Consider the following 26,410-nt stretch of genomic DNA (forward strand, 5'->3'; position numbering starts at 1 on the left):
ACACAGGGTTAGTCGAGCTAGCCCGCCGCCGGTCTGACCTGTGGATGCATCTACGTGCGCACGTCCTCGGGAAGATCGATTTTCGTCAGATGCCTGGGTCGTTGGTCAGGCCGCCGTGGCCGGGACAGCCATCGCGCAACCATCGGGCTTGACCGAGACGTGATCGGCGTCGAAGCGCCGCCCCCTGGCCAGCACCGCCCACAGGATGCGCGCGTTCTTGTTGGCCATGGCCACCACGGCCTTTTGCCAGCCCACACGCGCCGTGAGCTGAACCAGCCACTGCGAGATCCGGTCTCGTCGCTTGTGCGCCGTCATCACCGCCGACTTCGCCCCTTGAATCAGCAGCGTGCGCAGGTAGTCGTCGCCGCGCTTGGTGATGCGCCCGAGGCTGGTCTTGCCGCCGCTGGAGTGCTGGCTCGGCACCAGCCCGAGCCAGGCGCCGAACTGCGCGCCGGTGCGGAACTGCCGGAACTCGCCCACGCTGGCGGCCAGCGCGGAGGCCGTGACCGGCCCGATCCCCATGAGCTGCGCTGCCGTCTTGGCTTGCTCGTCCGTCTTGACGTGCGCCGCGATGCGCTCGTCGCACCAGGCGAGGTGGCCTTCCAGCTCGCTCCATTGCAGCTGAGCACGCTGCAGCGCCACGCGCGCCAGGTGCGGCAGCTCGTTGCTTGCGTCCTCGATGACGTCGGCCAGCTCGGTGCGCAGCACTTCGGGACGTTGCGCGAAGACCAGGCCGAACTCGGCGAGCAACCCGCGGATGCGGTTGATGCACGCGGTGCGTTCTTCCTTGACACCTTCGCGCAGCCGGTGCACGGCCAGCACGGCTTGCTGCTCGGCGGTCTTGGTCGGCACGAAACGCATGTGCGGGCGGCCCGCGGCTTCACACACCGCGGCCGCGTCGTTGGCGTCGTTCTTGCCGCGCCGGCCTTCCATGCGGTACGGGCCGACGAAGTGGCCGGCGACGAGCCGGGACTCCAGACCCATGGCCCTCAATCGGCGCGCCCAGTGGTGCGCACCGCCACAGGTCTCCATCGCCACGACGCAGCCCGGCGGCAACTGCGCGCACCACGGCAGGAACTTCTCGCGTGCCAGCGCGCGCGCCGTCACCACCCGCCCGACCGCGTCCACCGCGTGCACCTGCATCAAGCGCTTGGCCAGATCCACCCCTACTCGAACGATTGGCCTTGCAGTAATCTGTTCCACGGACTTCCCCTTTCAATGGCTTGAGATTGATGACTCGACACCACCAATCTTGGCGCTTTGACGCCGTGGCCCGAAGGTGGGAAGTCCCTTCGTATTCGCTCGAGCCGACTCGCACCGGCATGGCACTTGGCCCGCGAGCCCGTGGTTCTTATCATCGGTCTCGCGGGCCAAGCGCCATCCCGGCGCTCGCGCCTCAGCTCAAACGTTAGGGAACGTCTGCAAAACTCGTCCGAATCTTGCATGAGTTGAAGCGACGACGCATCGGAGCACGACGACCATGAAGCAGCTGGGTTTGGGCCTGAACCTGTCGACCAAGAAGACGCGCAAGCGCGAGTTCCTGGAGGACATGGAGCGCGTGGTGCCGTGGGCGGTGCTGGTGCAGATCGTGGCGCCGCACTACCCCAAGGCCAAGACCGGCCGCCCGCCCTTCGGCATCGAGACCATGCTGCGCATCCACTACCTGCAGCAGTGGTTCGGCCTGAGCGACCCGGCGATGGAAGAGGCGCTGCACGACGTGCCGCTGTACCGGGAGTTCGCCAAGCTCGACAGCGTGACGGCACGGCTGCCTGATGAGACCACCATCCTGAGGTTCCGCCACCTGCTGGAGCGCCACAACCTGGCCGTGGACATGCTGCGCGTGGTCAACGATCTGCTTCAGCACAAGGGCCTGATGATGCGCACGGGCACGGCGGTGGACGCCACGCTGATCTCGGCGCCGAGTTCGACCAAGAACGCCGAAGGTGAGCGCGACCCGGAGATGAAGCAGACCCGCAAGGGCAACAACTGGTACTTCGGCATGAAGGCCCACATCGGCGTGGACGCGCAGTCGGGTCTGGTGCACACCGTGGCCACCACGGGGGCCAACGTCAACGACCTGAACATGGCCGGCGCGCTGCTGCACGGCGATGAGGAAGCTGCCTTCGGTGACGCGGGCTACCAGGGCGTGCACAAGCGGCCCGAGGCCAAGGGGCCGACCTGGCACGTGGCAATGCGCCCGGGCCTGCGCAGGAAGCTCAACCCCTTCATCGAGCCCGACTTCATCGCCGAGCGCATCGAGAAGATGAAGGCCAGCATCCGGGCCAAGGTCGAGCATCCGTTCCGGGTGATCAAGCGCCAGTTCGGGTTCACCAAGGTGCGCTACCGGGGGCTGAAGAAGAACACCGCGCAGATCGTCACGCTGTTCGCGCTGTCGAACCTGTGGATGGCGCGACGGCAGTTGATCGGAGCGCGGGGATGAGTGCGTCCGCGATACCCGCAGCGGGCTCGCGAGGTGCCAAAAGCACCTGCGAAACGGCACGACCGAGCCGCAGAACAGACCGGATCGAGGGCTTCGGCGCGGCATCGCCATCACGTCACTTCAAACAGCACGGCGCATCGCGTTGTGCAGACCTTCCTTAGGCCTCATGACGACGACCGCAGTGTCACCGCCAACAGTTCTCCGAGTTCTTCGATGGACCTCGTTGCTAGTTGCACTCGCTGTCGGCCTCTTCTTCCTGAACGATGCATTCTTCAGTGCTTGGGTTGCGGGCGGTCCGCCGAGCGAGCACAAGCTCGGTTGGGAGCGCCGTTCGCAAGGAAGTTTGGCCTTTGCTCTTGCAAGCCTCTTCGCAGGCGCGTTTCTCTTCCGGGCGCTCGTTCGCTTGCCCAAACCAGGCCGCCTTTCTTGGTTCCTTGCCGCAGTCGCAATCCTTCTCGCAGCGGCCCCGCTCGTCGCCAGAGAGGTTCTCATCGATAAGTGCCTCGATAGTGGAGGTCGCTGGAACAACATGTTCATCGAGTGCGAGCGCTAGAGCCACGAGATGAGGCCTAACCCTTCTACAGGGACTTCCCTTCGCGTCAACGATCTTGGTTGATGGCATTGCCTCTCTGATCTTCTCGATGTTCGTGCGCTGAAGCTGCATGGCCACAGAGAACAGACTGCACATCTACAGGCGGCCTTGTTGCGCACGATGTCGGCGCGGGCCCAGATACCAACCGCTCGGCGGGGCTCCATTCGCTCATCGTCGGCGCCTTGCGGCGCGACACAGGGTTAGTCGAGCTAGCCCGCCGCCGGTCTGACCTGTGGATGCATCTACGTGCGCACGTCCTCGGGAAGATCGATTTTCGTCAGATGCCTGGGTCGTTGGTCAGGCCGCCGTGGCCGGGACAGCCATCGCGCAACCATCGGGCTTGACCGAGACGTGATCGGCGTCGAAGCGCCGCCCCCTGGCCAGCACCGCCCACAGGATGCGCGCGTTCTTGTTGGCCATGGCCACCACGGCCTTTTGCCAGCCCACACGCGCCGTGAGCTGAACCAGCCACTGCGAGATCCGGTCTCGTCGCTTGTGCGCCGTCATCACCGCCGACTTCGCCCCTTGAATCAGCAGCGTGCGCAGGTAGTCGTCGCCGCGCTTGGTGATGCGCCCGAGGCTGGTCTTGCCGCCGCTGGAGTGCTGGCTCGGCACCAGCCCGAGCCAGGCGCCGAACTGCGCGCCGGTGCGGAACTGCCGGAACTCGCCCACGCTGGCGGCCAGCGCGGAGGCCGTGACCGGCCCGATCCCCATGAGCTGCGCTGCCGTCTTGGCTTGCTCGTCCGTCTTGACGTGCGCCGCGATGCGCTCGTCGCACCAGGCGAGGTGGCCTTCCAGCTCGCTCCATTGCAGCTGAGCACGCTGCAGCGCCACGCGCGCCAGGTGCGGCAGCTCGTTGCTTGCGTCCTCGATGACGTCGGCCAGCTCGGTGCGCAGCACTTCGGGACGTTGCGCGAAGACCAGGCCGAACTCGGCGAGCAACCCGCGGATGCGGTTGATGCACGCGGTGCGTTCTTCCTTGACACCTTCGCGCAGCCGGTGCACGGCCAGCACGGCTTGCTGCTCGGCGGTCTTGGTCGGCACGAAACGCATGTGCGGGCGGCCCGCGGCTTCACACACCGCGGCCGCGTCGTTGGCGTCGTTCTTGCCGCGCCGGCCTTCCATGCGGTACGGGCCGACGAAGTGGCCGGCGACGAGCCGGGACTCCAGACCCATGGCCCTCAATCGGCGCGCCCAGTGGTGCGCACCGCCACAGGTCTCCATCGCCACGACGCAGCCCGGCGGCAACTGCGCGCACCACGGCAGGAACTTCTCGCGTGCCAGCGCGCGCGCCGTCACCACCCGCCCGACCGCGTCCACCGCGTGCACCTGCATCAAGCGCTTGGCCAGATCCACCCCTACTCGAACGATTGGCCTTGCAGTAATCTGTTCCACGGACTTCCCCTTTCAATGGCTTGAGATTGATGACTCGACACCACCAATCTTGGCGCTTTGACGCCGTGGCCCGAAGGTGGGAAGTCCCTTCGTATTCGCTCAACCCCCGACCCGCTACGGCAGGCGCTGTAAGCCCGGCCTGCGGTGCTCGTAGCAACATTGAAGTCCGGGCTTACAGCACCTGCCTCCGCGGTCGGGGTTAGCTCGAACGTTAGCCGTCATGCAAGAGCCTCCGCTGCGGCCGCCTCAACCGCTCGTGCGCACATACCTCTACGTGCTGGCAGCTGTTGTCGGCGTCGTCGGAGGTATTGGGGTTTGGCTCGGCACTGAGCTCTGGCACCTTGCCGTAGGTGCTCCATTGCTACTCATCGCGGGTGCACTTATCCGCCTTGCGCGGCATGGTGGCTAACCAGTCAATCGAGCGGACGGCTTCCGGCACACTTCGTGTGCCTCCAGCGTCCGCTCATCTCCAACGTTACTCGGCAACGACATCGGCACGCGAGAGGGCGGTGCCCATGCCGGCGTGGTCCATCGTGGTCATCGCCTGGGCGGTGCCCATGAATGACAACGCAACGAAGGCCAGAGTGGTCAGCTTGTTCATGATGAATGTTCCTTGGTGAGTGGGTTCGTGTCGTGTGGCAGCGCCCACCGCGGCCACAGGGTTCTGTCGTGGCCGCACCGAAATCATTACCACCATATTTCTTCGAGGCTGCGTAAGGTTTCGGTGGTTCGGGGCGACGGGCGGCTGCCGGCGCTGGGTTCACCACCCGCCTCGCATTCGTCAGATGCAGAGGGCACCCCGCCAGCCAGCTCGAATCACGAGGGTTTCGTGGTCTGGCCTGCTGTTTCACCACGCTCAAGCGCAGCGCGTCGATCTGTCGGGCCGCGCGCGGTGGCCTCGGTCGCCAGGCTTCATTTCACGTCGATGGTGGCTCGCATCCCAGCTTCCGTGTGCGTCCGCGTCGACATCACGTCTTCGAAGCGTCCTGTCCTCACCGGAAGGAACCACCACTCCACGACGCTGCCAGGCTTCAGCTCGACTCGCCGAACCGGCCCATACACCTCCGCCACCGCCTTCGCATCTGGCCCGAGCACCACCACCTTGCGCGAGTACACGGCATCCGCCAGTCCCTGCGAGCCAAAGTAGTACTCGTTGGCACTCGGGTTCTCCAGGCGCAGCACGTAAAGCTTTCCGGTCTCCAGCGTCAGCGAGTCCGGGCTGAAGCGATGCTCACCCTTCGCGTTCCCAAGCACCATCGTCACCCGGGTGGGTTCCTGTCGTGTCAGGTCGCCAGCGCCATAAGCGCTTGCGCATGCCAGGGCCAATGCCAGCGCGAGACCCGTCGTCTTCATTGTTGTCTCCTCGAGTGTCCAAGTCGGTCGCCATGCTGCCGGTTCGGTGGGCACCGACCCCAGCTTCTCGAACCTGATTCAACTCTATCGGACCGAAGCAGTTGAACGGGTGCTTTCTGTCGCTGGCGCGCCGTCGTGGGTGTCCTTCTTGTCGATGCGGCCTGCCAGAATGTCGTGCGTCAGGCCCCTGGTCCCCCCTATGCAGCCCACCGCTCATCCCCGCAAGCGTCCCGCTCGCCGGGTCATGCTCGGCTTGCTCACGATCACCATGGCCGCGTGCACCACAGCCATGTACGACGGTGCGCCGCGCCCCGACGGTGAACTGGCCACGCTGGTCGGTGATCGCATGTACCTCGTGTCGGTCGATGGCAAACCCGTTCCCTACAGCGGCGGAAACTTCGCAACCATCAAGGTCTTGCCTGGGCAACGCACCATCACCGCGCGACTCAACGACGCGGGACCGTATCGCACGGTCACCTCGAACGCGGAACCCCCTGTCACGTTCAGCGCCGTGGCAGGCAGGCGCTACGCGATTCAGCCGCAGTTCGTTGAACGTCAACGGTGGTATCCGCAGGTCATCGACGTGCACACCGGGGAGGTTGTGGGGCGAGCCGACTAGCTCGGCTCTCCCCCGATTTCCGGGACGCGTCGAGACACGCTGTGGACAGGAGAGCGCCATGAGCCGGACAAGAACGCGCTTCACAGTCGAGCTCGAACCTTCGGCGTCGTCATGAAGCGCCGCACCTTCCTTGCTGTCACCTCGGTGGCGATGTCGGCACATGCGCAGCTCCGCTCGCCTGCGCAGTGGCTGGAGCCTGACGCCACGCCGCGGATCGGCTCGGAGGCCTACGGAGCCAACGGTCCGCTTCGCGTCTGGCTGGTCGCCATGCCCATGCCGCTCTGGCGGGACTGGTGGAACCTGCTGCCGGTGGTGTCCGAAGCGCCACGGCTGGTCGACGGCCTCGTCCAGAGCTACCGGGCCGATGACGAGATCGCGCTCTCGGTGCTGGTCGCTGGTGCACTGCGCGACGATGCACGCAAGCGCAAGCTCGTCGCGAGCCTTTCCGCTGTCGGGCCCGACGGCCTTACCCATCCCCCGATGCGGCAGGACTATTTCTGGGAAGGCATGCCGTTCAATCGCGCCAACAGCGTTGGCATCCTCGAGCCGGTCCTCAGCATGAGCGATCTGCTGGGCCGCTCCGCGGGGACCTGGACGCTGCAGCTGGAGCTCACCGACACGCTTGCCTTGGTGAGCGTCGCCGTGTCTCAGAAGGTGGAGGTGGGGGCATGATGCCGAGCGCTCGGCGCGAGCGGAGCCGGGGCCTGTCGCGGTTTCGCCGACACTCCGACCCGCCGAAGGAGTGACCGATGCGCAAGCCCAGTTTCCTCGTCGTATTGCTGTTCGCCCTCGCCGCCGGCGCGCAGGCCGCTCCGCCCGGCGAGTTCGCCGGCGTGAACCCCAAGGATCTGCAGCCGTCCCCGGAGGCCGGAGCGGTGGACCTCGCCGAACGCCTGGTCTGGACCCGCAGCGCCAGGAACACCGAACTCGGCGTGCTGCCCGGCAAGTACACCGCCCATGGGCAGGACGCCCAGGGCCGGTACTTCCTGGCCACCAGCCCCGCCTTCGCCTTCTACATGCGCTCGGTCCGCGGCCAGTACCTGCTGGCCCGTGGCGGCGTTCTCCTGCCGCACGCGCCGACGGCGCGTGCCCGCTTCTTCTTCGTCCAGGACGATCGCGTGAAGACCGGCAAGACCCTCGAGGAGGCCATGGCCCACACGCCGGACGAGCCTGCTGCGGTGCCCCTGCTCGACGCGCTGCTCAACTGGGCGAGCCAGGGGCACCTGGTGGCCCTGGCCGAGATCGACGACGACGCGCTGAACGAACGGTTGCGTGCTGCCTTCGCCGCCCGGTAGCCGCCGCTGCGCGCGGCAACTTTGCAATCATCCCGGTCCGCTGCTTCCCCTTCTTCGTGCCGACACCATGCTGCAACTCGCCAAGACGCTTTCTGCACCGGTTGCCGCCGCCCTGTTGGCCGGCTGCGCCTTTCATCAGGCGCCCTACGTTGCGCACGAGCCCGGTCTCGCGCCCAGCGAAACCAGCGTGTTCTCGGTGATCACCGAGAACGCGGCCAGGAACGGCGCGCTGGAGATCACGCATGTGGACGGCAAGCCCACCGCCTGTGCCCAGGCGGGGTGTCCGGTGTGGGTGCGGGTCAAGCCCGGCACGCACGCGTTCGGCCTGCGGTTCAACGGCGACTACAAGCTCGCCGGTGCCTTCATCCGGTGGCAGACCGCGGTGCTGTCGGTCGAGGTGCCGGACATGCAGGCGCGGCACGTCTACCTCGGCCGGCAGGTGCTCTCGAACGACCGCGTGGCCGTGCAGCTGCAAGACCTGGGCGAGCGGCCCGACCATGGCCTCTCCCTGGGCCTGGAAGGCGCCAACCGGAAGTACCACCCGGTCACCTTCTAGCCGTCGTCGGCTGGAGTCCATCGCCATGCCTGCCCCCAGCACCGAAGACACCGCGGCATTTGCGGCCGTGCTCGCCCGGCTCGACACCGCTCTCCCGCCGCAGGTGTGCGCCACCCTGCGGCCGCCGGCGCGCGCAGAAGACCTGGCCGCGCTGGCCGCCCTGCTGCCAGAGGGCGCCAGGCTTCCGGCCGACCTTCAGGCACTGCTCGCCTGGCACGACGGCCAGTCCTGGAACGCGCCTCTCAGCACGAAGAACAATCGCCGCCTGCTGTCGGCTGGCGAGATCCGGAGCGAACTGGCCTACTTTTCCGATCCCCGCTCCGATGTCATGGCGCCGTGGAGCGCGTCGTGGCTGCCGGTTCTCACCAACGATGCCGGTGACTTCGTGGTGCTGGAGACGGTGGGCCCGCAGGCGGGCTGCCTGCGGCTCTACTGGCACGACGATCCCTCGCGCAGCGTGGCCCATCCCTCACTGCTGAAGTGGGCGGAAGCCCTGCTCGGCGAGTACCTGCCGCCGCCCGCAGGCTGAGCGGCCCGGCATTCGCGACGAGTTGGGGATGGCGGCCGGGTCGTCGGCGCGGTCCCATGCAGCCCTGACGGCACATTCCCGGGAGTCCACGCATGCAGTCCCTGCTCAGCAGTTTGCTGGTTACGTTGGCGTTGGTGTTCGTCGCCGCGCCCGCCGCCGCCAACCCGCCGCTCACCCCGTCCGCCGTGGTGGGCCCGTGGAAGAAGCTGTCGCACACCGTCGTGCTCGACGGCCGGTCGATGGACTCGCACGCCGCGCTGCTGCAGCAGCGGCCGTGCGCGGCGCAGGTGGTCTACGAGATCCACGCCGACGGCCGCTATCGGCTCGACGCCAGCGGCAGCCACTGCGACGACAAGTACAAGCGCATGCAGGAGAAGCTCTACGCCAAGACGCAGTGGAAGCTCGAAGGCCAGAAGTTCACCACCTCGGCCACGAACTTCGCCGTCGGGCAGAGCTACAACGTCAGCGTTGCGGGGCAGCGCATGACCTGGGTCGGCACCGAAGGGCAGGGCACGCTGGTGTTCGAGAGGGTGAACCCGGCGAAGTAGCGGCCGTCGCGCGCCGGGCCTCAGGCTGTAAGCCCCGGCCCCCTCGCCGCGACTGAACCGCCATGAAACGCACCGTGCTCCTGGTCTCCCATCTCCTGGCGCTGGCCATCGGGTTCGCGCTGGGCATCTACGCGCTGCCCATCCTGGTGGCGCCCAGCGCGCTGGCGCCGAAGGACATCGAAGCGCTGATGGGCCCCGCGCAGTGGACGGCGCAGTTCCGTCGTGAGCTGAAGGACAGCGACGCGCTGCACTGGGGCGAGGGCATGGTGTTCGTCGGCCCCCGGAGCATCAGCCTGCTGGGCAGGCTGGCGCCGGGGCCCGACTACAAGCTCTATCTGTCGCCGGAGTTCGTGGAGACCGAAGCCGACTTCCAGCGTCTCAAGCCGCAGATGCTGCGGGTCGGCGACGTCAAGACGTTCGAGAACTTCCTGGTGCCCGTGCCGCAGGGCGTGGATCCGTCCCGGTTCAACACGGTCATCGTGTGGTGCGAGGCCTTCGGCCAGTTCATCACCGCGGCGAAGTACCGCTGACGGGTCGTTTCCCTGGCCGCCGTCGTGCCTGTCCTATTTGTCGGACACGCTGTCCGAGGGTGGGCGCGCGGCGGCGGCGCCGAGCCGGCCGGCAGGCCCTGATCGCGCCGTCGATCGAGGGTGAACCCTCAGGAATCCGTGGGCCGGCCGTGGTCCGTGAATTGCGATCTGCCCCGGCAAATCGCGAACCCCCGGAGACCCCATGGCTGCCTATTCGAACCCCAACGCCCCCGTCACGCGACTCGATGCCGTCGTCATCGGCGCCGGTGTGGCGGGCCTGTACCAGTTGCACAAGCTGCGCGAGCTCGGCCTGAATGTGCGCGCCTACGAAACCGGTTCCGGCGTCGGCGGCACCTGGTACTGGAACCGCTACCCCGGCGCCCGCTTCGACTCGCAGGCCGAGATCTACCAGTACTGGTTCTCGGAGGACCTGTACAAGGCCTGGAAGCCGACCGAGCGCTTCCCGGCGCAGCCGGAAACCGAGAGCTGGCTGAACTGGGTGGCCGACCGGCTGGACCTGCGCAAGGACATCCGCTTCGGCGCACGCATCGACTCCGCCCACTACGACGACACCATCGGCCGCTGGAGCCTCGTCACGCAGCAGGGCGAGACCATCGACACGCAGTACCTGGTGTGCTGCATGGGCATGCTGTCGGCGCCGCTGACCAACCGCTTCCACGGGCAGTCCAGCTTCAAGGGGCAGATCCACCACACGGCGCTGTGGCCCAAGGAGGGTGTGGACCTGAAGGGCAAGCGCGTGGCGGTGGTGGGTGTGGGCGCCACCGGCATCCAGGTGATCCAGTCCATCGCGCCCGAGGTGGCCGAACTGAAGGTGTTCGTGCGCACGCCGCAGTACATGATCCCGATGCGCAACCCGAAGTACGGCGAGAAGGAGTGGGCCGACTTCGCCGCGCGCTTCCATGAGCTGAAGGCGCGCGTGCGCGGCACCTTCGCCGGCTTCGACTACGACTTCGACGCCGGGCCCTGGGCCGACAAGACGCCGGCCGAGCGCGAGGTCGTGCTGCAGGGCCTGTGGGAGGACGGCTCGCTGTCGATGTGGCTCGCCTCCTTCCCGGAGATGTTCTTCGACGAGTCGGTGAGCTTCGAGGTCTCGGAGTTCGTGCGCCGCAAGATGCGCGAGCGGCTGGGCAACGACCCCGCGCTGTGCGAACTGCTGATCCCCACCGACTACGGCTTCGGCACGCACCGCGTGCCGCTGGAGAGCGGCTACCTGGAGGTCTACCTGCGCGACAACGTGGAGGGCGTGAACTGCCGGGCCACGCCGATCGAGCGCATCGTGCCCGAGGGCATCCAGACCTCCGATGGCAAGGTGCACGAGGTCGACGTGATCATTCTCGCGGTGGGCTTCGACGCCGGCTCCGGCGCGCTGACGCGCATGGACATCCGCGGCCGCGGCGGCCGCTCGCTGAAGCAGGAGTGGAGCAAGGAGATCCGCACCGCCATGGGCATGCAGATCCACGGCTACCCCAACCTGTTCAGCACCGCCTCGCCGCTGGCGCCCACCGCGGCGCTGTGCAACATGCCCACCTGCCTGCAGGCGCAGGTGGAGTGGGTCACCGACTGCATTGCCTACGCGCGTGCCACCGGCAAGAAGGTGGTCGAGCCGACCCGCGAGTTCGAGGAGTCCTGGGTCCGGCACCACGACGAGGTGGCCAACCGCACGCTGCTGGTGAAGACCGACTCCTGGTACATGGGCTCCAACGTCGAGGGCAAGCCGCGGCGGCTGCTGTCCTATGCCGGCGGCGTGGGCAACTATCACCGGCAGTGCGACGAGCAGGCGGCCATGGGCTACCCCGGCTTCGCCATGCGCTGAGCGCCAGGGAGACCCGCCATGAACAAAGACAGGCTGGGCAGCGCGCTCGACGCGCTGCTGGATCGCAGCGTGCTGCAACCAGGCGGCGTGCCCGGCGTGGTGGCCATGGCCACCGACCGCAAGGCCGACGTCTACCGCGGCGCGGCGGGCGTGCTGCAGCTGGGCCAGGACGCTCCGATGTCGACCGACAGCGTGTTCGCCATCTTCTCCACCACCAAGCCGCTGACCGCCACGCTGGTGATGCAGCTGGTGGAGGAGGGCGAGCTCGCGCTCGACGACGAGGCCGGCCGCTACGCGCCCGAGATCGACGAGCTGCAGGTGCTCGACGGCTTCGATGCGGCCGGGCAGCCGCGGCTGCGCGCGCCCAGGCGCCGGATCACGGTGCGCGACCTGATGCTGCACACCTCGGGCCTGTGCTACGAGTTCTTCAGCGCCGACGACCTGAAGTTCCGCGCCGCGCGCGGCATTCCCACCGTGGTGTCGTGCAGCCTCGACTCGATCCGCACCGTGCTGCTGCACGACCCCGGCGAGGCCTGGACCTACGGCGTCAACATCGACTGGATCGGCCGCATCGTGGAAAAGCTGCGCGGCGACCGGCTGGGCCACGTGATGCGCGAGCGGCTGTTCGACCCGCTGGGCATGGAGGAGATCGGCTTCGGGATGTCGGATGACATGCAGCCGCGCCGCGCCGTCATCCATGCGCGTGCCGACGATGGCACGCTCACGCCGCAGCCCGACCTGAAACTGCCCGACCCGCCGCCGATGGACATGGGCGGCCAGGGCCTGTACGCGACGGTGGGCGAGTACATGAAGTTCATCCGCATGCTGCTCAACGACGGCAGCGGGCCGTTCGGTCGGGTGCTGAGGCCGGAGACGGTGGACGCGCTGGCGCAGGACGGGCTGAAGGCCCTGGGCCTGTCGGCGGGTGGGTGGACCACGTCGATCCCCTCGCTGGCCAACACCGGCGAGTTCCTGCCCGGCACCGACAAGGGCTGGGCCTACAGCTTCATGACCAACCGGGAGCGCGCGCCCACCGGCCGCAGCGCCGGTTCGCTGATGTGGGCGGGCCTGGCCAACTGCTTCTTCTGGGCCGACCGCCGGGCCGGCATCGGCGGCTACTGGGCCACGCAGATCCTGCCGCTGATGGACGCCGCGTCCTACCCGGGCTTCGTGGAGTTCGAGTCCACCGTCTACCAGCACCGCAGCGCATGACCGACTACGCCACCTTCTACCGCCGCTCGATCGAAGACCCGAAGGGTTTCTGGGCCGAGCAGGCCGAGCTGATCGACTGGCACCGCCCGTTCGACGAAGTGCTCGACGACAGCCGGCCGCCCTTCACCCGCTGGTTCGTCGGCGGCCAGACCAACCTCTGCCACAACGCCGTCGACCGCCACGCCGCCCGGCGCCCCGACGACAACGCCCTCATCTGGGTCTCCACCGAAGTCGGTCAGGAACGCACCTACAGCTACGCCCAACTCCAGCGCGAAGTCGAACGCATGGCCGCCGGCCTCGTCGAACTCGGCGTCGGCCAGGGCGACCGCGTCCTCATCTACATGCCCATGATCCCCGAGGCCGCCTTCGCCATGCTCGCCTGCGTGCGCATCGGCGCCATCCACTCCGTCGTCTTCGGCGGCTTCGCCAGCGTCAGCCTCGCCAGCCGCATCGACGACGCCCAACCCAAACTCATCGTCAGCGCCGACGCCGGCAGCCGCGCCGGCAAAGTCGTCCCCTACAAACCCCTCCTCGACGAAGCCATCCGCCTGGCCAAGAACAAACCCCGGCACGTCCTCATGGTCGACCGCGGCCTCGCCCCCAGCCAACCCGTCGAAGGCCGCGACATCGACTACGCCACCCTCAGGGCGCGCCACCTCGACAGCCGCGTCCCCTGCACCTGGGTCGACGCCACCCACCCCAGCTACACCCTCTACACCAGCGGCACCACCGGCACCCCCAAGGGCGTACAGCGCGACACCGGCGGCTACGCCGTCGCGCTGGCCGCCAGCATGAAACACATCTACCTCGGCAACGCCGGCGAAACCTACTTCTCCACCAGCGACATCGGCTGGGTCGTCGGCCACAGCTACATCGTCTACGGCCCGCTCCTCGCCGGCATGGCCACCATCATGTACGAAGGCCTGCCCATCCGCCCCGACGCCGCCATCTGGTGGAGCCTGGTCGAGAAATACAAAGTCACCGCCATGTTCAGCGCCCCCACCGCCGTGCGCGTGCTCAAGAAACAAGACCCCGCGGCCCTCAAGAAACACGACCTCAGCAGCCTGCGCGCCCTGTTCCTGGCCGGAGAGCCGCTCGACGAACCCACCGCCCAGTGGATCGCCGACGCCCTGGGCGTGCCCATCGTCGACAACTACTGGCAGACCGAATCCGGCTGGCCCATCCTCAGCATCGCCAACGGCGTGCAGCGCCAGCCCAGCAAGTTCGGCAGCCCCGGCATCCCCACCTACGGCTACAAGGTCAAGCTCGTCGACGACGCCAGCGGCGAAGAACTGCACGGCGCCCACCAGAAAGGCGTGCTCGTGGTCGAAGGCCCGCTGCCGCCCGGCTTCATGCAGACCGTCTGGCGCGACGACGACCGCTTCGTCAACACCTACTGGAAAAGCGTGCCCGGCCAGAGCGTCTACAGCAGCTTCGACTGGGGCATCCGGGACGAAGACGGCTACTACTACATCCTCGGGCGCACCGACGACGTCATCAACGTCGCCGGGCACCGGCTGGGCACCCGCGAGATCGAGGAAAGCGTCTCCAGCCACGCCAACGTGGCCGAAGTGGCGGTGGTCGGGGTGGCCGATCAGCTCAAGGGCCAGGTGGCCGTGGCCTTCGTGGTGCCCAAGGACGCGCGGGGGCTGGAGGAGCCGCAGGCGCGGCTGAAGCTCGAGGGCGACATCATGAAGACGGTGGACCAGCAGCTCGGGGCGGTGGCGAGGCCGGCGCGGGTGCACTTCGTGACGCTGCTGCCCAAGACCCGCTCGGGCAAGCTGCTGCGCCGTGCGCTGCAGGCGGTGGCCGAGGGCCGCGACCCGGGCGACCTGACCACCATCGAGGACCCCACGGCCTTGCAGGCGATCCGGGAGTTGCTCGGGCGGTGAGGCAGGGGGCGGTGGCCGCGCGGCGGCCACCGTTCAGTGGATGCCGTCGCGCGCGATCGGCCGCTCGTCGTGGCCCGCCTGGGTGAACTCGCTCTGGTCGATGGCGAGTTCCGCGAACTTGCGGTACAGCGTGGAGCGCGCAATGCCCAGCGCGCTGGCCACGTGGTTGACCTTGCGGTACTTGCGCAGCAGGCCCAGGATCAGCTGGCGCTCGTAGTCGCGCACGGCGGCCAGACCTTCGCCGGCCGTGCCGGCCACCACCGGTTCGGTGCTGGTCTCGGGTGGACGGGTCACTTCGGGCGGCAGGCATTCGAGGCCGATCGCGCCATCGGCGCACAGCACGGCGGCCTCGATCACGTTGCGCACCTCGCGCGCATTGCCCGGCCAGCGGTAGCGTTCGAGCGCGGCGCGGGTGTCCGGCGGGAGCTGCACCGTGGGCAGGCCGTGCTTCTGGCGCATGGCGTCGCCGAACTGGTCGATCAGCAGCGTCAGGTCGCAGGGCCGCTCGCGCAGCGGCTTGATGGACTTCTGGACGATCTTCAGTCGGAAGTACAGGTCTTGGCGGAACCGGCCCTGCGCGACCAGCTGCTCCAGGTTGCGGTGCGTCGCGGCGATGATGCGGCAGCGCGCCTGCTGGGTTTCGCAGGAGCCCACGCGCTGGTAGCTGCCGTCCTCGAGCACGCGCAGCATCGCGGCCTGCATGGCCAGCGGCAGCTCGCCCACTTCGTCGAGGAACAGCGTGCCGCCCTTGGCGGACTCGAAGTAGCCGGCCCGGCCGCGCGGGTCGGCGCCGGAGAACGCGCCCCTCACGTAGCCGAAGAAGGTGCTCTCCATCAGGTCTTCGCTGATCGCGCCGCAGTTCACCGCGATGTAGGGCTCGGCGCGGCGCGGGCTGCTGGCGTGCAACTGGCGCGCGAGCAGCTCCTTGCCGGTGCCGGTCTCGCCGATGATCAGCACGTTCACGTCGGCCGCCGCCACGCGCTCCAGCTCGGCCAGCATGCGCCGGGTGTCCGGGTCGCGGGTGAGGAAGTGGCCGAAGCGCTTGACCGGCTCCACCGCGTCGCGCAACGAGGACGGCGTGTTCGACGGCAGGAACACGCGGTCGTAGCTGGCGGGCTTGGCCAGCAGGATGAGGGTGCCGATGCGCGATTCGGAGTTGGGAGCCGTCACCTCGAAGGTTTCGCGCACGGCGGGGGTGCCCTCGAAGCCGCCCGAGGCCCAGTTCTCGGCGATGCGCCGGCAGCGGTCGCTGGGCGTGTGGATGGCCAGGCGCCCGGCATGGTCCAGCGCCAGCATGTCGTCGAAGGGGTAACGGCGAGCCGCCTCGCTGAAGGCGGTGACCAGGCGGCTGCGCTCGAGCTCGCGGTGCATGGTCATGCGCGCCTGGATGGAGTTCGCGACCGAGACCGTGAGTGCGAGCGCCTGTTCGCGGAAATCCGACGCCATGGTCGTGTAGTCGATGACGCCGAGCACGGTGTGGCCGTCGGCGTCGAAGATGGGCGCGGCGCAGCACGACCACGACTGCCAGCCCTCGCAGAAGTGCTCGGAGGCGAACACGTGCACCGGCTGCCGCTTCGCGAGTGCCGTGCCGATGCCGTTGGTGCCTGCCGTGGCCTCGTCCCATTGCGAGCCCACGACGATGCCGGTGCGGCTGGCTGCGAACTCGCCGACACGCGGGTCGCCGCTGATGTGCAGCGCGCAGCCGGAGCGGTCGATCAGGATCATGATCCCCGGCACGTCGGCGAGGAAGCGGTCGACGTCCCTCACGATCGGCACCGCGGTTTCGAGCAGCAGCTGTTCCGCCTGCATGCGCAGGCGGAATTCGCTGTCGCTCAGGCGGCGGCCCATGGTCATGGCGACATCGACGCCCAGCGCCTTGCAGCGCTGCCATTCGTGCAGCAGGAGCTGCTGGTAGGTGTCGCGGCGCTCCTCGGTGTCGATCAGCCCGGCGTTGAAGCGCTCCCACAGGCTCTTGACCCCGCGGGCGTCCTTGTCGAAGCCGAGGTAGGGGCTGGCGTTCGGCTTCATGACAGACCTGCGCTCATCGCGTGAATCCCGTGCGGTGGTGAGTGAGGAAAGGTCTGCCGATTACACCGGTTGGCCGGCTTCTTCTCAAGCAGATCAAACCCTGTCCGGTGTCCCAGGAATCGGACAGCCGGCGCCGCGCGGCGCGCGGCGATCGGGCCTGTCCGGAGTCTCGGACACGCTGTCCGAAAGTGGGGCGCGCCCGAACGCCCGGACGGCCCGCCGAGGCCCGCGACAGGGTCGCCGGTTCAGGGTGAACCCTGGCGCCAGGCCGGCAAACGCCATGGCCCGTGATTTGCGATTCCGGGGTCGGTGCCGCTGCGCGATGCAGCGGTCGCTGCGCGCGCTGGCCGCCCCGGGAGCGACGGCATGCGGTTACTCAACGAATGGATGAACGGATGCCCAGGTGCCTGATGGAAAAGATTGACCTGCGACGCAAGCTGGCGCGATTTGCACTGGGGAACCGGTGGGCGATCCTGGTGGTGATGGGGCTGATCACGGCGTTCTTTGCGGTGGGCCTGGTGCGCGTGGACGTGAAGACCATCTTCTCGGACCTGTTCCCGAAGAACCACCCCTTCGTGCAGGTCTACAAGGACCACCCCAACTTCGGCAATCCGCTGACCGTCACGCTGATGATCAAGCGTGTCGATGGCAAGGACGTGTTCCAGGCCGACACGCTCGAGAAGATCTGGCGCATCTCGCGCGACATCGACCTCACGCCCGGGGTCGACCACGACCAGATCCTCTCCATCGCCACCTCCAAGGCGCGCTACACCGTCATCACCCCCGACGGCATCTTCTCGCAGCCCATCATGGACGACGAGCTGCCCAAGACGGCAGAGCAGCTCGCCGAGATCCGCCGCCGCGTCGACGAATCCCCCGGAGCCAACACCTTCCTCGTGTCCTCCGACGGCACCGCCACCATCGTCAACGCCACCTTCATCGAACAATCCGTCGACTACGGCAAGGTCTTCGACGCCGTCCAGGCCATCGTCAAGAACGAGACCGACGCTGCGCACGAGATCCACGCGGCCGGCTTCCCCGTCATGACCGGGTGGATCTACGCCTTCGGCGACAACACCCTCGAGATCTTCGCGATCACCCTGATCCTGATGTTCGGCGTGCTCGCCTTCCACATGCGCAACGTCGCCGGCATCCTCGTGCCCGTGCTCGTCAGCGCCGTCTCGGCCATCTGGGGCTTCGGCCTCGTCGGCTGGCTCGGCCTGCCCGTCGAGCCCCTGCTCATGGTCGTGCCGCTGCTGCTCATCGCCCGCTGCTTCAGCCACTGCGTGCAAGCCACCGAGCGCTACTTCGAACTCCTGCACGACGGCCACCCCAAGGACAAGGCCGCCGAACTCTCCCTCGTCTCCCTCGTCTACCCCGGCACCCTGGGCATCTTCACCGACGTGTGCGGCCTGCTCCTCGTCGCCCTCGCGCCCATCCCGGCCATGGAGCGCTTCGCCCTCTTCACCGGCCTGTGGGCGCTCAACCTCGTCCCCTGCAGCGTCTTCCTCACCCCCATCCTGCTCAGCCTCATGCCGAGGCCGAACAACATCGAGCACCTGCTCGGCAACGACCAGCACAGCGGCCCCGTCCAGCGCGGCATCCAGGGCACGCTCGGCGGCTTCGCTGCCCTCTCCACCGGACGCAACGCCCGCTACACCGGCATCGTCTTCATCGTCCTCGGCATCGTCGCCGTCTTCCTCATGCTGCGCGTGCAGGTCGGCAACCCCGTCGAAGGCACCAACCTGCTGCGCTACGACTCCAAGTTCAACCTCGCCGTGCGCGAGATCAACCAGCACTTCCCCGGCTCCATGACCATGGAAGTCGTGTTCGAAGGCAAGGGCAACGCCCGCATCGTGCGCCAGAGCGACACCCTCACCACGATGCGCGACCTCCAGCACTGCCTGGAGAGCAGCCCCAACCCGCCCACGGCCACCCTGTCCTTCGCCGACCTCGCGCCCGAAGCCAACCGCGTCTTCAGCGGCGGCAACCCCAAGTGGTCGCCGCTCGACAACGACGATGCCTCCGCCTCGGCCGCCGTCACCGGCCTCATGGCCGGCACCAACGCCAAGGCCTTCCTGCACGTCACCGACTTCGAACAGAAGAACGGCACCGTCTCGCTCTGGTACTCCAACAACAAGCAAGAGACGGTGGACACCGCGCTGGCCCAGGCCCGTGCCTGCGTCGAGAAAGTCGGCCCCGAGCACCCCACCTTCACCATCCGGCTGGCCTCCGGGGCGATCGCGCTGCAGCAATCCATCAACGACACCGTGGTGCGCTACGAAAGCCGCATCCTGCTGGCCTTGAACCTCGTCATCCTGATCGGCTGCTCGCTCGCCTACCGCTCCATCGTCGCGGGCCTGCTGCTGCTCATCCCGGTGAACCTGGCCAACGCCATGCTCACCGCCTCCATGTCGCTCGCCGGCGTCGGCCTGGACGTCAACTCGCTGCCCATCCTGGCCATCGGCATCGGGGTCGGCATCGACTACGGCATCTACCTCATGACGCGCATCTGCGAGGAATACCAGGTGGCCAACAAGGACCTGGGCGTGGCGATCCGGGTGGCGCTCAAGACCTGCGGCAAGGCCATCTTCTTCACCGCCTCGCTGATGACGATCGGGCTGGCGCCGTGGTACTTCCTGTCGGAGCTCAAGTTCCTCTCCGACACCGGGCTGCTGCTGGTGATCCTGATGCTCATCAACATGGTGCTGGCGCTGGTGCTGCTGCCGCTGCTGGTGTACCTGATCAAGCCCAAGTTCCTCGACAGCGACATGTCGGCCCTGTCCGAATCCCTGGAGAAGAAGCCTCAGACGGCGGTGCCTGCCTGAGCCCTGTGAGAGTGCGCCGCCCCCCGCTGGGTGGGGACTGCGAATTGTCGACAACGAAGTAGGAGACGACCATGCATATCAGAAAGTACGACCACGACTACAGCCGACGCTTCTTCATGGAGCAGGCCGCCAAGGGCATTGCGACGGCGGGGGTGCTGGGTCCGCTGTGGCCGATGATCGCGAACTCCGCGGACATCACCAAGGCCTACCCGGACGAGCTGATGTCGATCGACGCCTGGTCCAAGGGCAAGATCAAGACCGGTGACTTCATCACCGCCGAGAACGTCGACATCGTCAAGGACCTGCTCGACCCCGTGGCTTACCAGGAAGTCAAGACCATGGGGCGGCGCATCCGCATCGTGCCGACCACCAAGGATGTGACCCGGATGTTCCCGCACGAATACCTGGAGGCGACCCTGCGCAACCAGGGCAAGGCGAAGTTCGACGCCGGCGGCAACATCGTGTCGCCCGATGGCAAGCCCTGGATCGGCGGCAACCCCTTCCCCGATGCGAAGACCGGTGTGGAGGTGGCGGCCAACCTCACGCTGTGCTGGGGTCGCCACGACAACTCCATCTACGCCATCCGCGACTGGGAGATCGCGCCCGACGGTTCGCAGAGCTACCAGTACGACTTCGCCTGGGTGGAGGAGAACTCGGTCGCGCGCGCCCAGGCCAAGAGCTTCCCCGGGGGCGAGGACAAGCTGCGCTACCAGGCCGTGTTCTTCACCTCGCCGGTCGACGTGAAGGGCACCAGCTACCTGAGCACCTGGTACTACGACCAGCGCAAGTTCCCCGATCTCTCCGGCTACCTGCCCGCCTTCAAGCGCGTGCGCAAGTTCCCGACCAACCAGCGCTTCGAGCCGCTGGTGGCCGGGGTGAACTTCTATCTGTCCGACGCCTGGGCGTCCGGCGACCCGATGCTGACCTGGGGCAACTACAAGATCGTCGGCCGCGGCCCGATGCTCGGTGCGCAGTCGCAGACCTGGTACGGCGATCACCCGAACTGGGAACGCCCGGTGCATGGCGGTCCCAAGGGCATCACCTTCTTCGACACCAACATGGAGCTGTGCCCCGACGTGGTGGTGTTCGAGGCCGAACCCGTGGGCTACCCGCGTGCGCCGGTCAGCAAGAAGCGGGTGTGGGTCGACACGCGGAACATGATGTTCGTGGCCTACGTGACCTACGACCGCCGCGGCGATCTCTTCAAGTCCTTCGAGCCGCAGTTCAGCCTGTACGAGAAGGGCGACAAGAAGCTGATGGACGGCAGCCACACCGCGTGGTCGTGGACCGCGGTGACCTGCCACAACATCCAGGACGGCCGCATGACGCGCTTCCTGCAGACCAAGAGCATCGCCGGAGGCGTTTCGCAGGGCTACAACGTCGAGGGCACCTTCGACAAGTACCTGACCGAGCAGGCGCTGCAACGTCTGGGGACCTGAGCATGTCCGAAGGTCGGCAACACGCGCGGCCCGCCGCTCGCGCCGGGCTGTTCGCGCGGTTCGCGGCGATGGCGGTGCTGCTGTCGGGGGCTGCGGTGTCGATGGCGGCACCGCCGTCATCCGGCGCCAAGCTTCTGCGCCACGGCACGGCGCACGATGCTCTGTACGACGTGGTGTTCGAAGGGGAGAAGGGCATCGCGGTGGGGGCGTTCGGCAACGTGCTGGCCACGACCGACGGCGGGGCGACATGGCAGGTCCAGGCCTTCCCGATGAAGCACCTGGCGCTGATGGCCGTGGCGATGCGCGAAGGCAAATGCATCGCCGTCGGCCAGACCGGCCTGGTGTATGCGGCAGCCGACTGCAAGACCTGGAAGGCTGCGCCCTCCATGACCAAGTCGCGCCTGCTCGCCGTCGACGTCACCCGCCAAGGCCTCGCCTACGCCGTGGGCGCCTTCGGCACCATCCTCAAGTCCACCGACTGGGGCCAGTCCTGGGCCGTGCAGACCGTCGACTGGAGCACCATCACCGATGACGGCGCCGAACCCCACCTCTACGACATCCACGTCGCCGAGGACGGCAGCGTCACCGCCGTGGGCGAATTCGAACTCGTCCTGCGCAGCAGCGACGGCCAGCAGTGGAAAGCCCTGCACAAGGGAGAACGCTCCCTGTTCGGCCTGTCCGTCGTCGAAGGCGGCAAGAAGATGTACGCCAGCGGCCAGAGCGGCGCGCTGCTCAGCAGCGCCGACGGCGGCGCCACCTGGACCTCGCACAAGACCGGCACCGGCGCCATCCTGACCGGCGTGCACGCGACCGCCCAGGGCGAAGTGCTCGCCAGCGGCATCAACGCCGTGGTCCTCAGCCGCGACGGCGGGGCCACCTGGAGCCCGCTGAACTCCAAGCTCGTGCGCAACGCCTGGTACCAGGCGCTGGCTGCGAGCGAAGGCACCGGCGGCAAGCGGCGCCTGGTGGCGGTGGGAGCCGGTGGAACGATCCTGGAACTCGATCTTTGACCTACAACGAGGAGACAACAGCGTGAAGAAGATTCGTACAGAAATCTCTCAGCGGCACGCCATCGCAGTAGCTGCGTTGGTCGCGCTGTGCGGGTCGGCCCAGGCGGCCGAATGGGCCTTCTCGGGCTTCATCCGACAGGAGTTGGCGGTCAAGACCACCGACGACCAGAACCTCACGACCCAGAACGGCAACTCCACCAACGGAGTGACCTACCCCAACAACAGCGTGCTGTTCCCAGGTACCACGCTGACCCGCCCGGGCGAGTACAAGAAAGACGCCGACATCAACTGGTTCGCCACCCGCGTGGACCTCAACTTCGACGGCAAGCTCACCGAGTCACTCAAGGCCACCATCAAGCTGCGCGGCATCGTCGACGAGACCCGCGCCGTCGAAGACGCCTACGGCACGCGCACCGTCGGCGGCGCCAGCACCGGCGTGGGCGACATCAACTCCGGCAGCAGCTTCCGCCAGGCCTTCGGCGGCACCGCTGGCGGCCCGCTGGCCTACGCCACCGACCGCGCGCTGATCGACCTGCCCGCCTTCTACCTCGACTACAACAACGGCCCGCTGTGGCTGCGCGCGGGCAACCAGCAGATCGCCTGGGGCGAGGCGCTGTTCTTCCGCGTCGCCGACCAGCCCAACGGCCTGGACCTGCGCGGCCACCTGTTCGGCGTCGCCGCCGAAGAGTACTCCGACACCCGCCGCTCCGCGCTCGGCCTGCGCGCCAACTACCGCGTCAACGAGAAGATGGATGTCGACGGCTTCGTGCAGCGCTTCGCGCCCACGCTGCTGCCCAACGGCGAGACCGGCTACAACCTCATCCAGGACCAGTTCACCGTCGACCAGCGGCCCGGCTACGAGGACGTCAAGAACAAGTGGAACGTCGGCTTCCGCCTGAAGGGCGAGGCCGGCGGCTTCGGCTACCAGGCCTTCGCCATCAACCGCACCAACCCCGACGGCGTCTACAAGTGGTCGGCCGCCAAGGGAGAGAACGTCTTGCCGGGCACCGCGTTCGCGGTGCAGCCGACCGGCGTCTGGAGCGCCGAGGAATGGTTCCGCGGAGCCTCCAACTCGCGCCTGAACGGTATCGAGGGCGTGGCCACCTCCATGAACTTCATCACCGCGGCCGGCGACCCCTACGGCCTGGTCGGTCTGGCCACCGCCTGCGGTGCCGAACGCGCGGTCTACGGCGACTTCAAGCTCGGCAGCAAGGCGGCAGCGTCGTGCATCCTGGACACCTTCTTCACGCCGGGCGTGGCCGGGCCGCTGCGCGGCTGGCTGAGCCGCGAGTACAAGCGCGAGACGGTGTTCGGTGGCGGCATCAACCGGGTGTTCGAGGGCGAGCCCGACTCGCTGCTCGACCAGCTGATCGGGCGCTTCGAGTTCTCGTACACGCCCAACAAGCACTTCACCAACCCGACGCTGGGCGACTACATCGAGAAGGACGAGTACCAGTTCGCCTTCATCATGGAGAAGTACCACAAGTTCACCAGCGCCTTCCCGGCGACCTACTTCGTGGCGCAGTGGCTGCACAAGTCCAGGAGCGACCTGTTCGGGCGCTACCTGGGCGGCGTGGGCAACACCCCGGGCGACAACCCGAGCGGGCAGTCGGGCGGCTTCAACGCGGTGGCGCTGGCGCTGCAGCAGCCGTCGCCGACGCTGGAGTACCGCTTCGACTTCGCGATCCTGACCGACCTCAAGGGCGGCTGGTACGCGCAGCCGGGCGTGAAGTGGAAGCCCACCAAGTCGATCCAGGCCGACCTCTACCTCAACGCCGTGTACTCCCAGAACAAGGGCGAGTACCGCGACTTCGTCGACGGCCTGCAGCACAACAACGAAATCTTCGCCCGCGTGGCTTATCAGTTCTGAGTGGTCGTCATGGTGTATCGATCCTGACCCTGTCGCGCTCGCGGCAGGGCTCGATACCCATTTGCACCGGCTGCCTGTCCGGCAGCCGGTGTCTTTTTGCATTTGCAGAACGCTGCCGGCGCTGCTGCACCGTTGTGGGCGGGCCGCAGACCCGAGGCCGTGCATGCGCGAGCCAGCCTGGCGCAGGCACTCCCCAGCTTGGACGCCGCGTTTCACGGCGGGCCCCCACCATCCCCCCTCCGGCGGGGTGGATGGTGCCGGGCGCTGGAACTACGCTCATTCGCATGAGCTACGCCGCCTTCCTGTCGTTCAACAATCGCGCCGCGCTGGCGCGCTCCGCCAGCGCCGGGTGCTACACCTGCCTGGGCAGCTTCACGCCCGCCGACGTTCGCCACTGGATCCACGACGACACCACGGCGCTGTGCCCGATCTGCGGTGCCGACACGGTGCTGCCCGGCGTGAGCGATGCGGCGACGCTGCATTCGGCACGCGCTTCGCAGTTCGAGGAAGCCGAGACGGTGCCCGCCGCTCTGTCGATCACGCCCGAGTGGCTGTAGCCGGCGCCGGCTGTCGCGCGTTCGGCGCACCTGGCGCTGCGTACACTGGCGCCGCTCGCACCGGGGAGAGGGGTCACCGATGAACAATTGCAGGCGCCATGGCGCCCTCACGCCGGCTCGAACCGGCGGAGACGGCGGCCCCGTCGGGTCGCTCGATGCCCATCCGCGGCGGCCCCTCGAGGGCCGTGCTTGCGGTGGGGGCCGGCGGGGGCTCATTCCGGTCCTGGCAGGTTCGCTGCTGCTGTGGCTGCCGGTCGCCTCCTCGGCCGGCGAACGCGCCTACCGCTGCGAGGTGGTCGAACATTTGATCCAGCAGGGCCCGAACGGCGCGATCGCCCGGCCGGCCAATCCCTACCTGATCGGCGTGGTGTTCACCGTGGATCGCACGGCCGGGCGGCCGGCCGCGGGACCTGCCGTGGGGACCGGTTCGACGCCGGCCTTCGGACGCGTCGACGGCCGGGTGCAGGTGCTGGCCGCTGGCAATAGCGAGAGCTCCTTCGTGGCCACATCGGTGGCGCCTGCCACGGGCGGCGGTGTCCACTTCTCGGCCATCCGGGTGGAGGAGTACGCATTCGAGGCAAAGAAGCCCTTCGTGCTGATGGAAGGTTCGATGGTGATCTCCGGGACCTGCGAATAACTCCGGCGACGACGACGATGACGAAAGGGGTCCGTGCGACCCGGGCCGCCGCCGCGCTGTTGCCGCGGCTGCTGTCCGGCTGCGCCAGCCACTACTCCAGCCGCCGCCGGGCCCCACCGCGCAGCTGCGGTTCAAGACCTGGAGCACATATGCGCACATCGACCCCGAACGCTCGTGCAAGACCCGCTGGCGGCTCGACGTACCGGTGGTCAAGGGCAAGGACGCGTGGTGAGCATCCAGGCCGGCGTGCCGCTGCGCATCGAGGAGGGCATGACGATGGACACGGTGTTCTCCGGCGGCCATTGCACGGTGGCGGCGAGTTTCCTGCCCGAGGCCGATGCGGTCTACGAGTCGGAGTTCATCACCGACGCCCGACGCTGCCGCCTGCGTCGGCGGCTCGATCCCGATGGCGCCCGCATGCCCGAGCCCAGCGCGAAACCCGACACGCCGATACATTGCGAGTTCTCGCTGTAGCGTGGTGGGCGCCGCGGATCTCGCTCCGTGCACGTTGCGTTGCTGATTCGCTTGCGTAGCCACTTGAAAGGACAGCCTTGATTCGACGAAAACTGATCATCGCCACCGGACTGTTGTCGTTCTTGGTCGGGTGCGGCACCCCTGTTTCTCGCAACACAACGCCGGCCGCGCTTGCGGAGAAGGCCGTCATCATCGTGTCGGTTTCGCACGATGTCGAGTTTCGCGCAGGGGCCAATGCGATCGTCCACATGGACGCGGAGTCGATGAGCACGCAGGTGCTGCTCAAGTCCGTCCAGGAGGGTCTGGTCGTGCCGGTGGCCAGCGATTTCAGTGATCGAAGAGGGCATCTGTACGTGCTGGAAGTCGAGCCAGGTCCGCACAGGTTCAACGGGTGGCAAGTCGTCAGTGGCGGCATGCGAATCGTCCGCAAAGAGCCCGTCGGTGATCTGACTTTCGACGTGAAGAAGGGTGACGTGCTTTACCTCGGCAACATCCACTCGCGGCTCGAGGATGGTCATTGGGTGCTTGGGGGGCGGTCGGCGCGCAGCGGCGTTCCGGTGGTCGTCGACCGAAGCGACCAGGACATCCCTCTCGCGGAAGCGAAGATTCCCGCGCTCGCCGGCAAGGTGCAGAGCGCCGTGCTGCCGGTCGGGCTGTGGGCACGGAGTTTGTCCAACGACGCGCGGAGCGTTGCACCGATCGTCGTCCCCCCGCCGATCCGGAAGTAGCGCCGGGAAAGCCCGAAACCTCCGCAGCGCTGTCTTCTCTCTTC

At 67.6% G+C, this 26,410-nt stretch carries 25 protein-coding genes; 19 read left to right on the forward strand and 6 right to left on the reverse strand.

The features are described 5' to 3' along the window. Positions 1-105 precede the first annotated feature (105 nt). Positions 106-1,203 (reverse strand): IS110 family RNA-guided transposase, encoded by a 1,098-nt coding sequence (locus MPE_RS01905; RefSeq protein WP_011827982.1) that lies wholly within the window; start codon positions 1,201-1,203, stop codon positions 106-108. A 277-nt stretch (positions 1,204-1,480) separates the two neighbouring features. Between MPE_RS01905 and MPE_RS01910 the strand changes: the two genes are divergently transcribed. Then, positions 1,481-2,440 carry an IS5 family transposase gene (locus MPE_RS01910; RefSeq protein ID WP_011827983.1) on the forward strand — a complete coding sequence of 320 codons (960 nt, stop codon included), beginning with the start codon at positions 1,481-1,483 and terminating at the stop codon, positions 2,438-2,440. 226 nt (positions 2,441-2,666) lie between these two features. Here the strand turns inward: MPE_RS01910 and MPE_RS24260 are convergent, their stop codons facing one another. From MPE_RS24260 to MPE_RS01920, 4 genes are all read right to left on the reverse strand, one after another. Then, positions 2,667-3,128 (reverse strand): hypothetical protein, encoded by a 462-nt coding sequence (locus tag MPE_RS24260; protein WP_158304593.1) that lies wholly within the window; start codon positions 3,126-3,128, stop codon positions 2,667-2,669. A gap of 201 nt (positions 3,129-3,329) precedes the next feature. Beyond that, entirely contained in the window at positions 3,330-4,427 is a 1,098-nt protein-coding gene (locus MPE_RS01915) for an IS110 family RNA-guided transposase (RefSeq protein WP_011827982.1), read from the reverse strand. A gap of 475 nt (positions 4,428-4,902) precedes the next feature. Next, positions 4,903-5,028, reverse strand: coding sequence for a hypothetical protein (locus tag MPE_RS24830; RefSeq protein ID WP_259372574.1), 126 nt, complete (start codon positions 5,026-5,028; stop codon positions 4,903-4,905). A gap of 311 nt (positions 5,029-5,339) precedes the next feature. Then, the gene (locus MPE_RS01920; RefSeq protein WP_011827985.1) at positions 5,340-5,780 is read right to left on the reverse strand and encodes a cupredoxin domain-containing protein; all 441 of its coding nucleotides are present in this window, start codon (positions 5,778-5,780) and stop codon (positions 5,340-5,342) included. Between the two features lie 244 nt (positions 5,781-6,024). Here MPE_RS01920 and MPE_RS01925 point away from each other — a divergent pair, with 244 nt between their 5' ends. The 10 genes from MPE_RS01925 to MPE_RS01970 all read left to right on the forward strand — a co-directional run bounded on the left by MPE_RS01925 (position 6,025) and on the right by MPE_RS01970 (position 14,795). Then, on the forward strand, positions 6,025-6,399 hold the full coding sequence (locus MPE_RS01925; protein ID WP_041929495.1) for a hypothetical protein: 375 nt from the start codon (positions 6,025-6,027) through the stop codon (positions 6,397-6,399). Between the two features lie 111 nt (positions 6,400-6,510). Next, positions 6,511-7,071, forward strand: a complete 561-nt coding sequence (locus MPE_RS01930) for a hypothetical protein (RefSeq protein ID WP_011827987.1) — start codon at positions 6,511-6,513, stop codon at positions 7,069-7,071. A 77-nt stretch (positions 7,072-7,148) separates the two neighbouring features. Next, positions 7,149-7,694, forward strand: coding sequence for a hypothetical protein (locus MPE_RS01935; protein ID WP_011827988.1), 546 nt, complete (start codon positions 7,149-7,151; stop codon positions 7,692-7,694). Beyond that, a complete protein-coding gene (locus MPE_RS01940) occupies positions 7,672-8,250 on the forward strand; it encodes a hypothetical protein (protein ID WP_148210870.1) in 579 nt (192 codons plus the stop codon). Before MPE_RS01935 ends, MPE_RS01940 begins: the two co-directional genes overlap by 23 nt. 25 nt (positions 8,251-8,275) lie before the next feature. Continuing rightward, positions 8,276-8,779, forward strand: coding sequence for an SMI1/KNR4 family protein (locus MPE_RS01945; RefSeq protein WP_041929496.1), 504 nt, complete (start codon positions 8,276-8,278; stop codon positions 8,777-8,779). Between the two features lie 92 nt (positions 8,780-8,871). Next, the gene (locus MPE_RS01950; protein ID WP_011827991.1) at positions 8,872-9,327 is read left to right on the forward strand and encodes a hypothetical protein; all 456 of its coding nucleotides are present in this window, start codon (positions 8,872-8,874) and stop codon (positions 9,325-9,327) included. Positions 9,328-9,389: 62 nt separating this feature from the next. Then, positions 9,390-9,857, forward strand: coding sequence for a DM13 domain-containing protein (locus MPE_RS01955; RefSeq protein ID WP_011827992.1), 468 nt, complete (start codon positions 9,390-9,392; stop codon positions 9,855-9,857). Positions 9,858-10,059: 202 nt separating this feature from the next. Continuing rightward, positions 10,060-11,691 (forward strand): flavin-containing monooxygenase, encoded by a 1,632-nt coding sequence (locus MPE_RS01960; RefSeq protein WP_011827993.1) that lies wholly within the window; start codon positions 10,060-10,062, stop codon positions 11,689-11,691. 18 nt (positions 11,692-11,709) lie between these two features. Next, a complete protein-coding gene (locus tag MPE_RS01965; RefSeq protein WP_011827994.1) occupies positions 11,710-12,903 on the forward strand; it encodes a serine hydrolase domain-containing protein in 1,194 nt (397 codons plus the stop codon). Then, positions 12,900-14,795, forward strand: a complete 1,896-nt coding sequence (locus MPE_RS01970; RefSeq protein WP_011827995.1) for a propionate--CoA ligase — start codon at positions 12,900-12,902, stop codon at positions 14,793-14,795. The genes MPE_RS01965 and MPE_RS01970 overlap by 4 nt, the downstream gene beginning before the upstream one ends. A 33-nt stretch (positions 14,796-14,828) precedes the next feature. On the opposite strand, the gene MPE_RS01975 is transcribed toward MPE_RS01970, so the two are convergent. Then, a complete protein-coding gene (locus MPE_RS01975) occupies positions 14,829-16,823 on the reverse strand; it encodes a sigma-54-dependent Fis family transcriptional regulator (protein ID WP_011827996.1) in 1,995 nt (664 codons plus the stop codon). Between the two features lie 410 nt (positions 16,824-17,233). Here MPE_RS01975 and MPE_RS01980 point away from each other — a divergent pair, with 410 nt between their 5' ends. The 8 genes from MPE_RS01980 to MPE_RS02015 all read left to right on the forward strand — a co-directional run bounded on the left by MPE_RS01980 (position 17,234) and on the right by MPE_RS02015 (position 26,366). Next, the gene (locus MPE_RS01980) at positions 17,234-19,651 is read left to right on the forward strand and encodes an efflux RND transporter permease subunit (RefSeq protein WP_011827997.1); all 2,418 of its coding nucleotides are present in this window, start codon (positions 17,234-17,236) and stop codon (positions 19,649-19,651) included. Between the two features lie 71 nt (positions 19,652-19,722). Further along, positions 19,723-21,090: a DUF1329 domain-containing protein gene (locus tag MPE_RS01985; protein ID WP_011827998.1), complete on the forward strand. Its 1,368-nt coding sequence runs from the start codon at positions 19,723-19,725 to the stop codon at positions 21,088-21,090. Positions 21,091-21,092: 2 nt separating this feature from the next. Continuing rightward, on the forward strand, positions 21,093-22,100 hold the full coding sequence (locus tag MPE_RS01990; protein ID WP_011827999.1) for a WD40/YVTN/BNR-like repeat-containing protein: 1,008 nt from the start codon (positions 21,093-21,095) through the stop codon (positions 22,098-22,100). A 22-nt stretch (positions 22,101-22,122) separates the two neighbouring features. Next, positions 22,123-23,970: a DUF1302 family protein gene (locus tag MPE_RS01995; RefSeq protein ID WP_011828000.1), complete on the forward strand. Its 1,848-nt coding sequence runs from the start codon at positions 22,123-22,125 to the stop codon at positions 23,968-23,970. 284 nt (positions 23,971-24,254) lie between these two features. Continuing rightward, positions 24,255-24,527, forward strand: coding sequence for a hypothetical protein (locus MPE_RS02000; RefSeq protein ID WP_011828001.1), 273 nt, complete (start codon positions 24,255-24,257; stop codon positions 24,525-24,527). A gap of 79 nt (positions 24,528-24,606) precedes the next feature. Further along, the gene (locus MPE_RS02005) at positions 24,607-25,164 is read left to right on the forward strand and encodes a hypothetical protein (protein WP_011828002.1); all 558 of its coding nucleotides are present in this window, start codon (positions 24,607-24,609) and stop codon (positions 25,162-25,164) included. A gap of 228 nt (positions 25,165-25,392) precedes the next feature. Beyond that, the gene (locus MPE_RS02010; RefSeq protein ID WP_041929497.1) at positions 25,393-25,638 is read left to right on the forward strand and encodes a hypothetical protein; all 246 of its coding nucleotides are present in this window, start codon (positions 25,393-25,395) and stop codon (positions 25,636-25,638) included. A 77-nt stretch (positions 25,639-25,715) separates the two neighbouring features. After that, the gene (locus tag MPE_RS02015; RefSeq protein WP_011828004.1) at positions 25,716-26,366 is read left to right on the forward strand and encodes a hypothetical protein; all 651 of its coding nucleotides are present in this window, start codon (positions 25,716-25,718) and stop codon (positions 26,364-26,366) included. Positions 26,367-26,410: the final 44 nt, after the last annotated feature.

This window comes from Methylibium petroleiphilum PM1, assembly GCF_000015725.1.
Taxonomy (GTDB): Bacteria; Pseudomonadota; Gammaproteobacteria; order Burkholderiales; family Burkholderiaceae_C; genus Methylibium; species Methylibium petroleiphilum.

Bases quoted from the DNA above. Each gene is read 5' to 3' on its own strand.
- MPE_RS01910 (WP_011827983.1), top strand. From the start codon at position 1,481: ATGAAGCAGCTGGGTTTGGGCCTGAACCTGTCGACCAAGAAGACGCGC.
- MPE_RS24260 (WP_158304593.1), bottom strand. From the start codon at position 3,128: ATGTGCAGTCTGTTCTCTGTGGCCATGCAGCTTCAGCGCACGAACATC.
- MPE_RS24830 (WP_259372574.1), bottom strand. From the start codon at position 5,028: ATGAACAAGCTGACCACTCTGGCCTTCGTTGCGTTGTCATTCATGGGC.
- MPE_RS01920 (WP_011827985.1), bottom strand. From the start codon at position 5,780: ATGAAGACGACGGGTCTCGCGCTGGCATTGGCCCTGGCATGCGCAAGC.
- MPE_RS01925 (WP_041929495.1), top strand. From the start codon at position 6,025: ATGCTCGGCTTGCTCACGATCACCATGGCCGCGTGCACCACAGCCATG.
- MPE_RS01930 (WP_011827987.1), top strand. From the start codon at position 6,511: ATGAAGCGCCGCACCTTCCTTGCTGTCACCTCGGTGGCGATGTCGGCA.
- MPE_RS01935 (WP_011827988.1), top strand. From the start codon at position 7,149: ATGCGCAAGCCCAGTTTCCTCGTCGTATTGCTGTTCGCCCTCGCCGCC.
- MPE_RS01945 (WP_041929496.1), top strand. From the start codon at position 8,276: ATGCCTGCCCCCAGCACCGAAGACACCGCGGCATTTGCGGCCGTGCTC.
- MPE_RS01950 (WP_011827991.1), top strand. From the start codon at position 8,872: ATGCAGTCCCTGCTCAGCAGTTTGCTGGTTACGTTGGCGTTGGTGTTC.
- MPE_RS01955 (WP_011827992.1), top strand. From the start codon at position 9,390: ATGAAACGCACCGTGCTCCTGGTCTCCCATCTCCTGGCGCTGGCCATC.
- MPE_RS01960 (WP_011827993.1), top strand. From the start codon at position 10,060: ATGGCTGCCTATTCGAACCCCAACGCCCCCGTCACGCGACTCGATGCC.
- MPE_RS01965 (WP_011827994.1), top strand. From the start codon at position 11,710: ATGAACAAAGACAGGCTGGGCAGCGCGCTCGACGCGCTGCTGGATCGC.
- MPE_RS01970 (WP_011827995.1), top strand. From the start codon at position 12,900: ATGACCGACTACGCCACCTTCTACCGCCGCTCGATCGAAGACCCGAAG.
- MPE_RS01975 (WP_011827996.1), bottom strand. From the start codon at position 16,823: ATGAAGCCGAACGCCAGCCCCTACCTCGGCTTCGACAAGGACGCCCGC.
- MPE_RS01980 (WP_011827997.1), top strand. From the start codon at position 17,234: ATGGAAAAGATTGACCTGCGACGCAAGCTGGCGCGATTTGCACTGGGG.
- MPE_RS01985 (WP_011827998.1), top strand. From the start codon at position 19,723: ATGCATATCAGAAAGTACGACCACGACTACAGCCGACGCTTCTTCATG.
- MPE_RS01990 (WP_011827999.1), top strand. From the start codon at position 21,093: ATGTCCGAAGGTCGGCAACACGCGCGGCCCGCCGCTCGCGCCGGGCTG.
- MPE_RS02000 (WP_011828001.1), top strand. From the start codon at position 24,255: ATGAGCTACGCCGCCTTCCTGTCGTTCAACAATCGCGCCGCGCTGGCG.
- MPE_RS02005 (WP_011828002.1), top strand. From the start codon at position 24,607: ATGAACAATTGCAGGCGCCATGGCGCCCTCACGCCGGCTCGAACCGGC.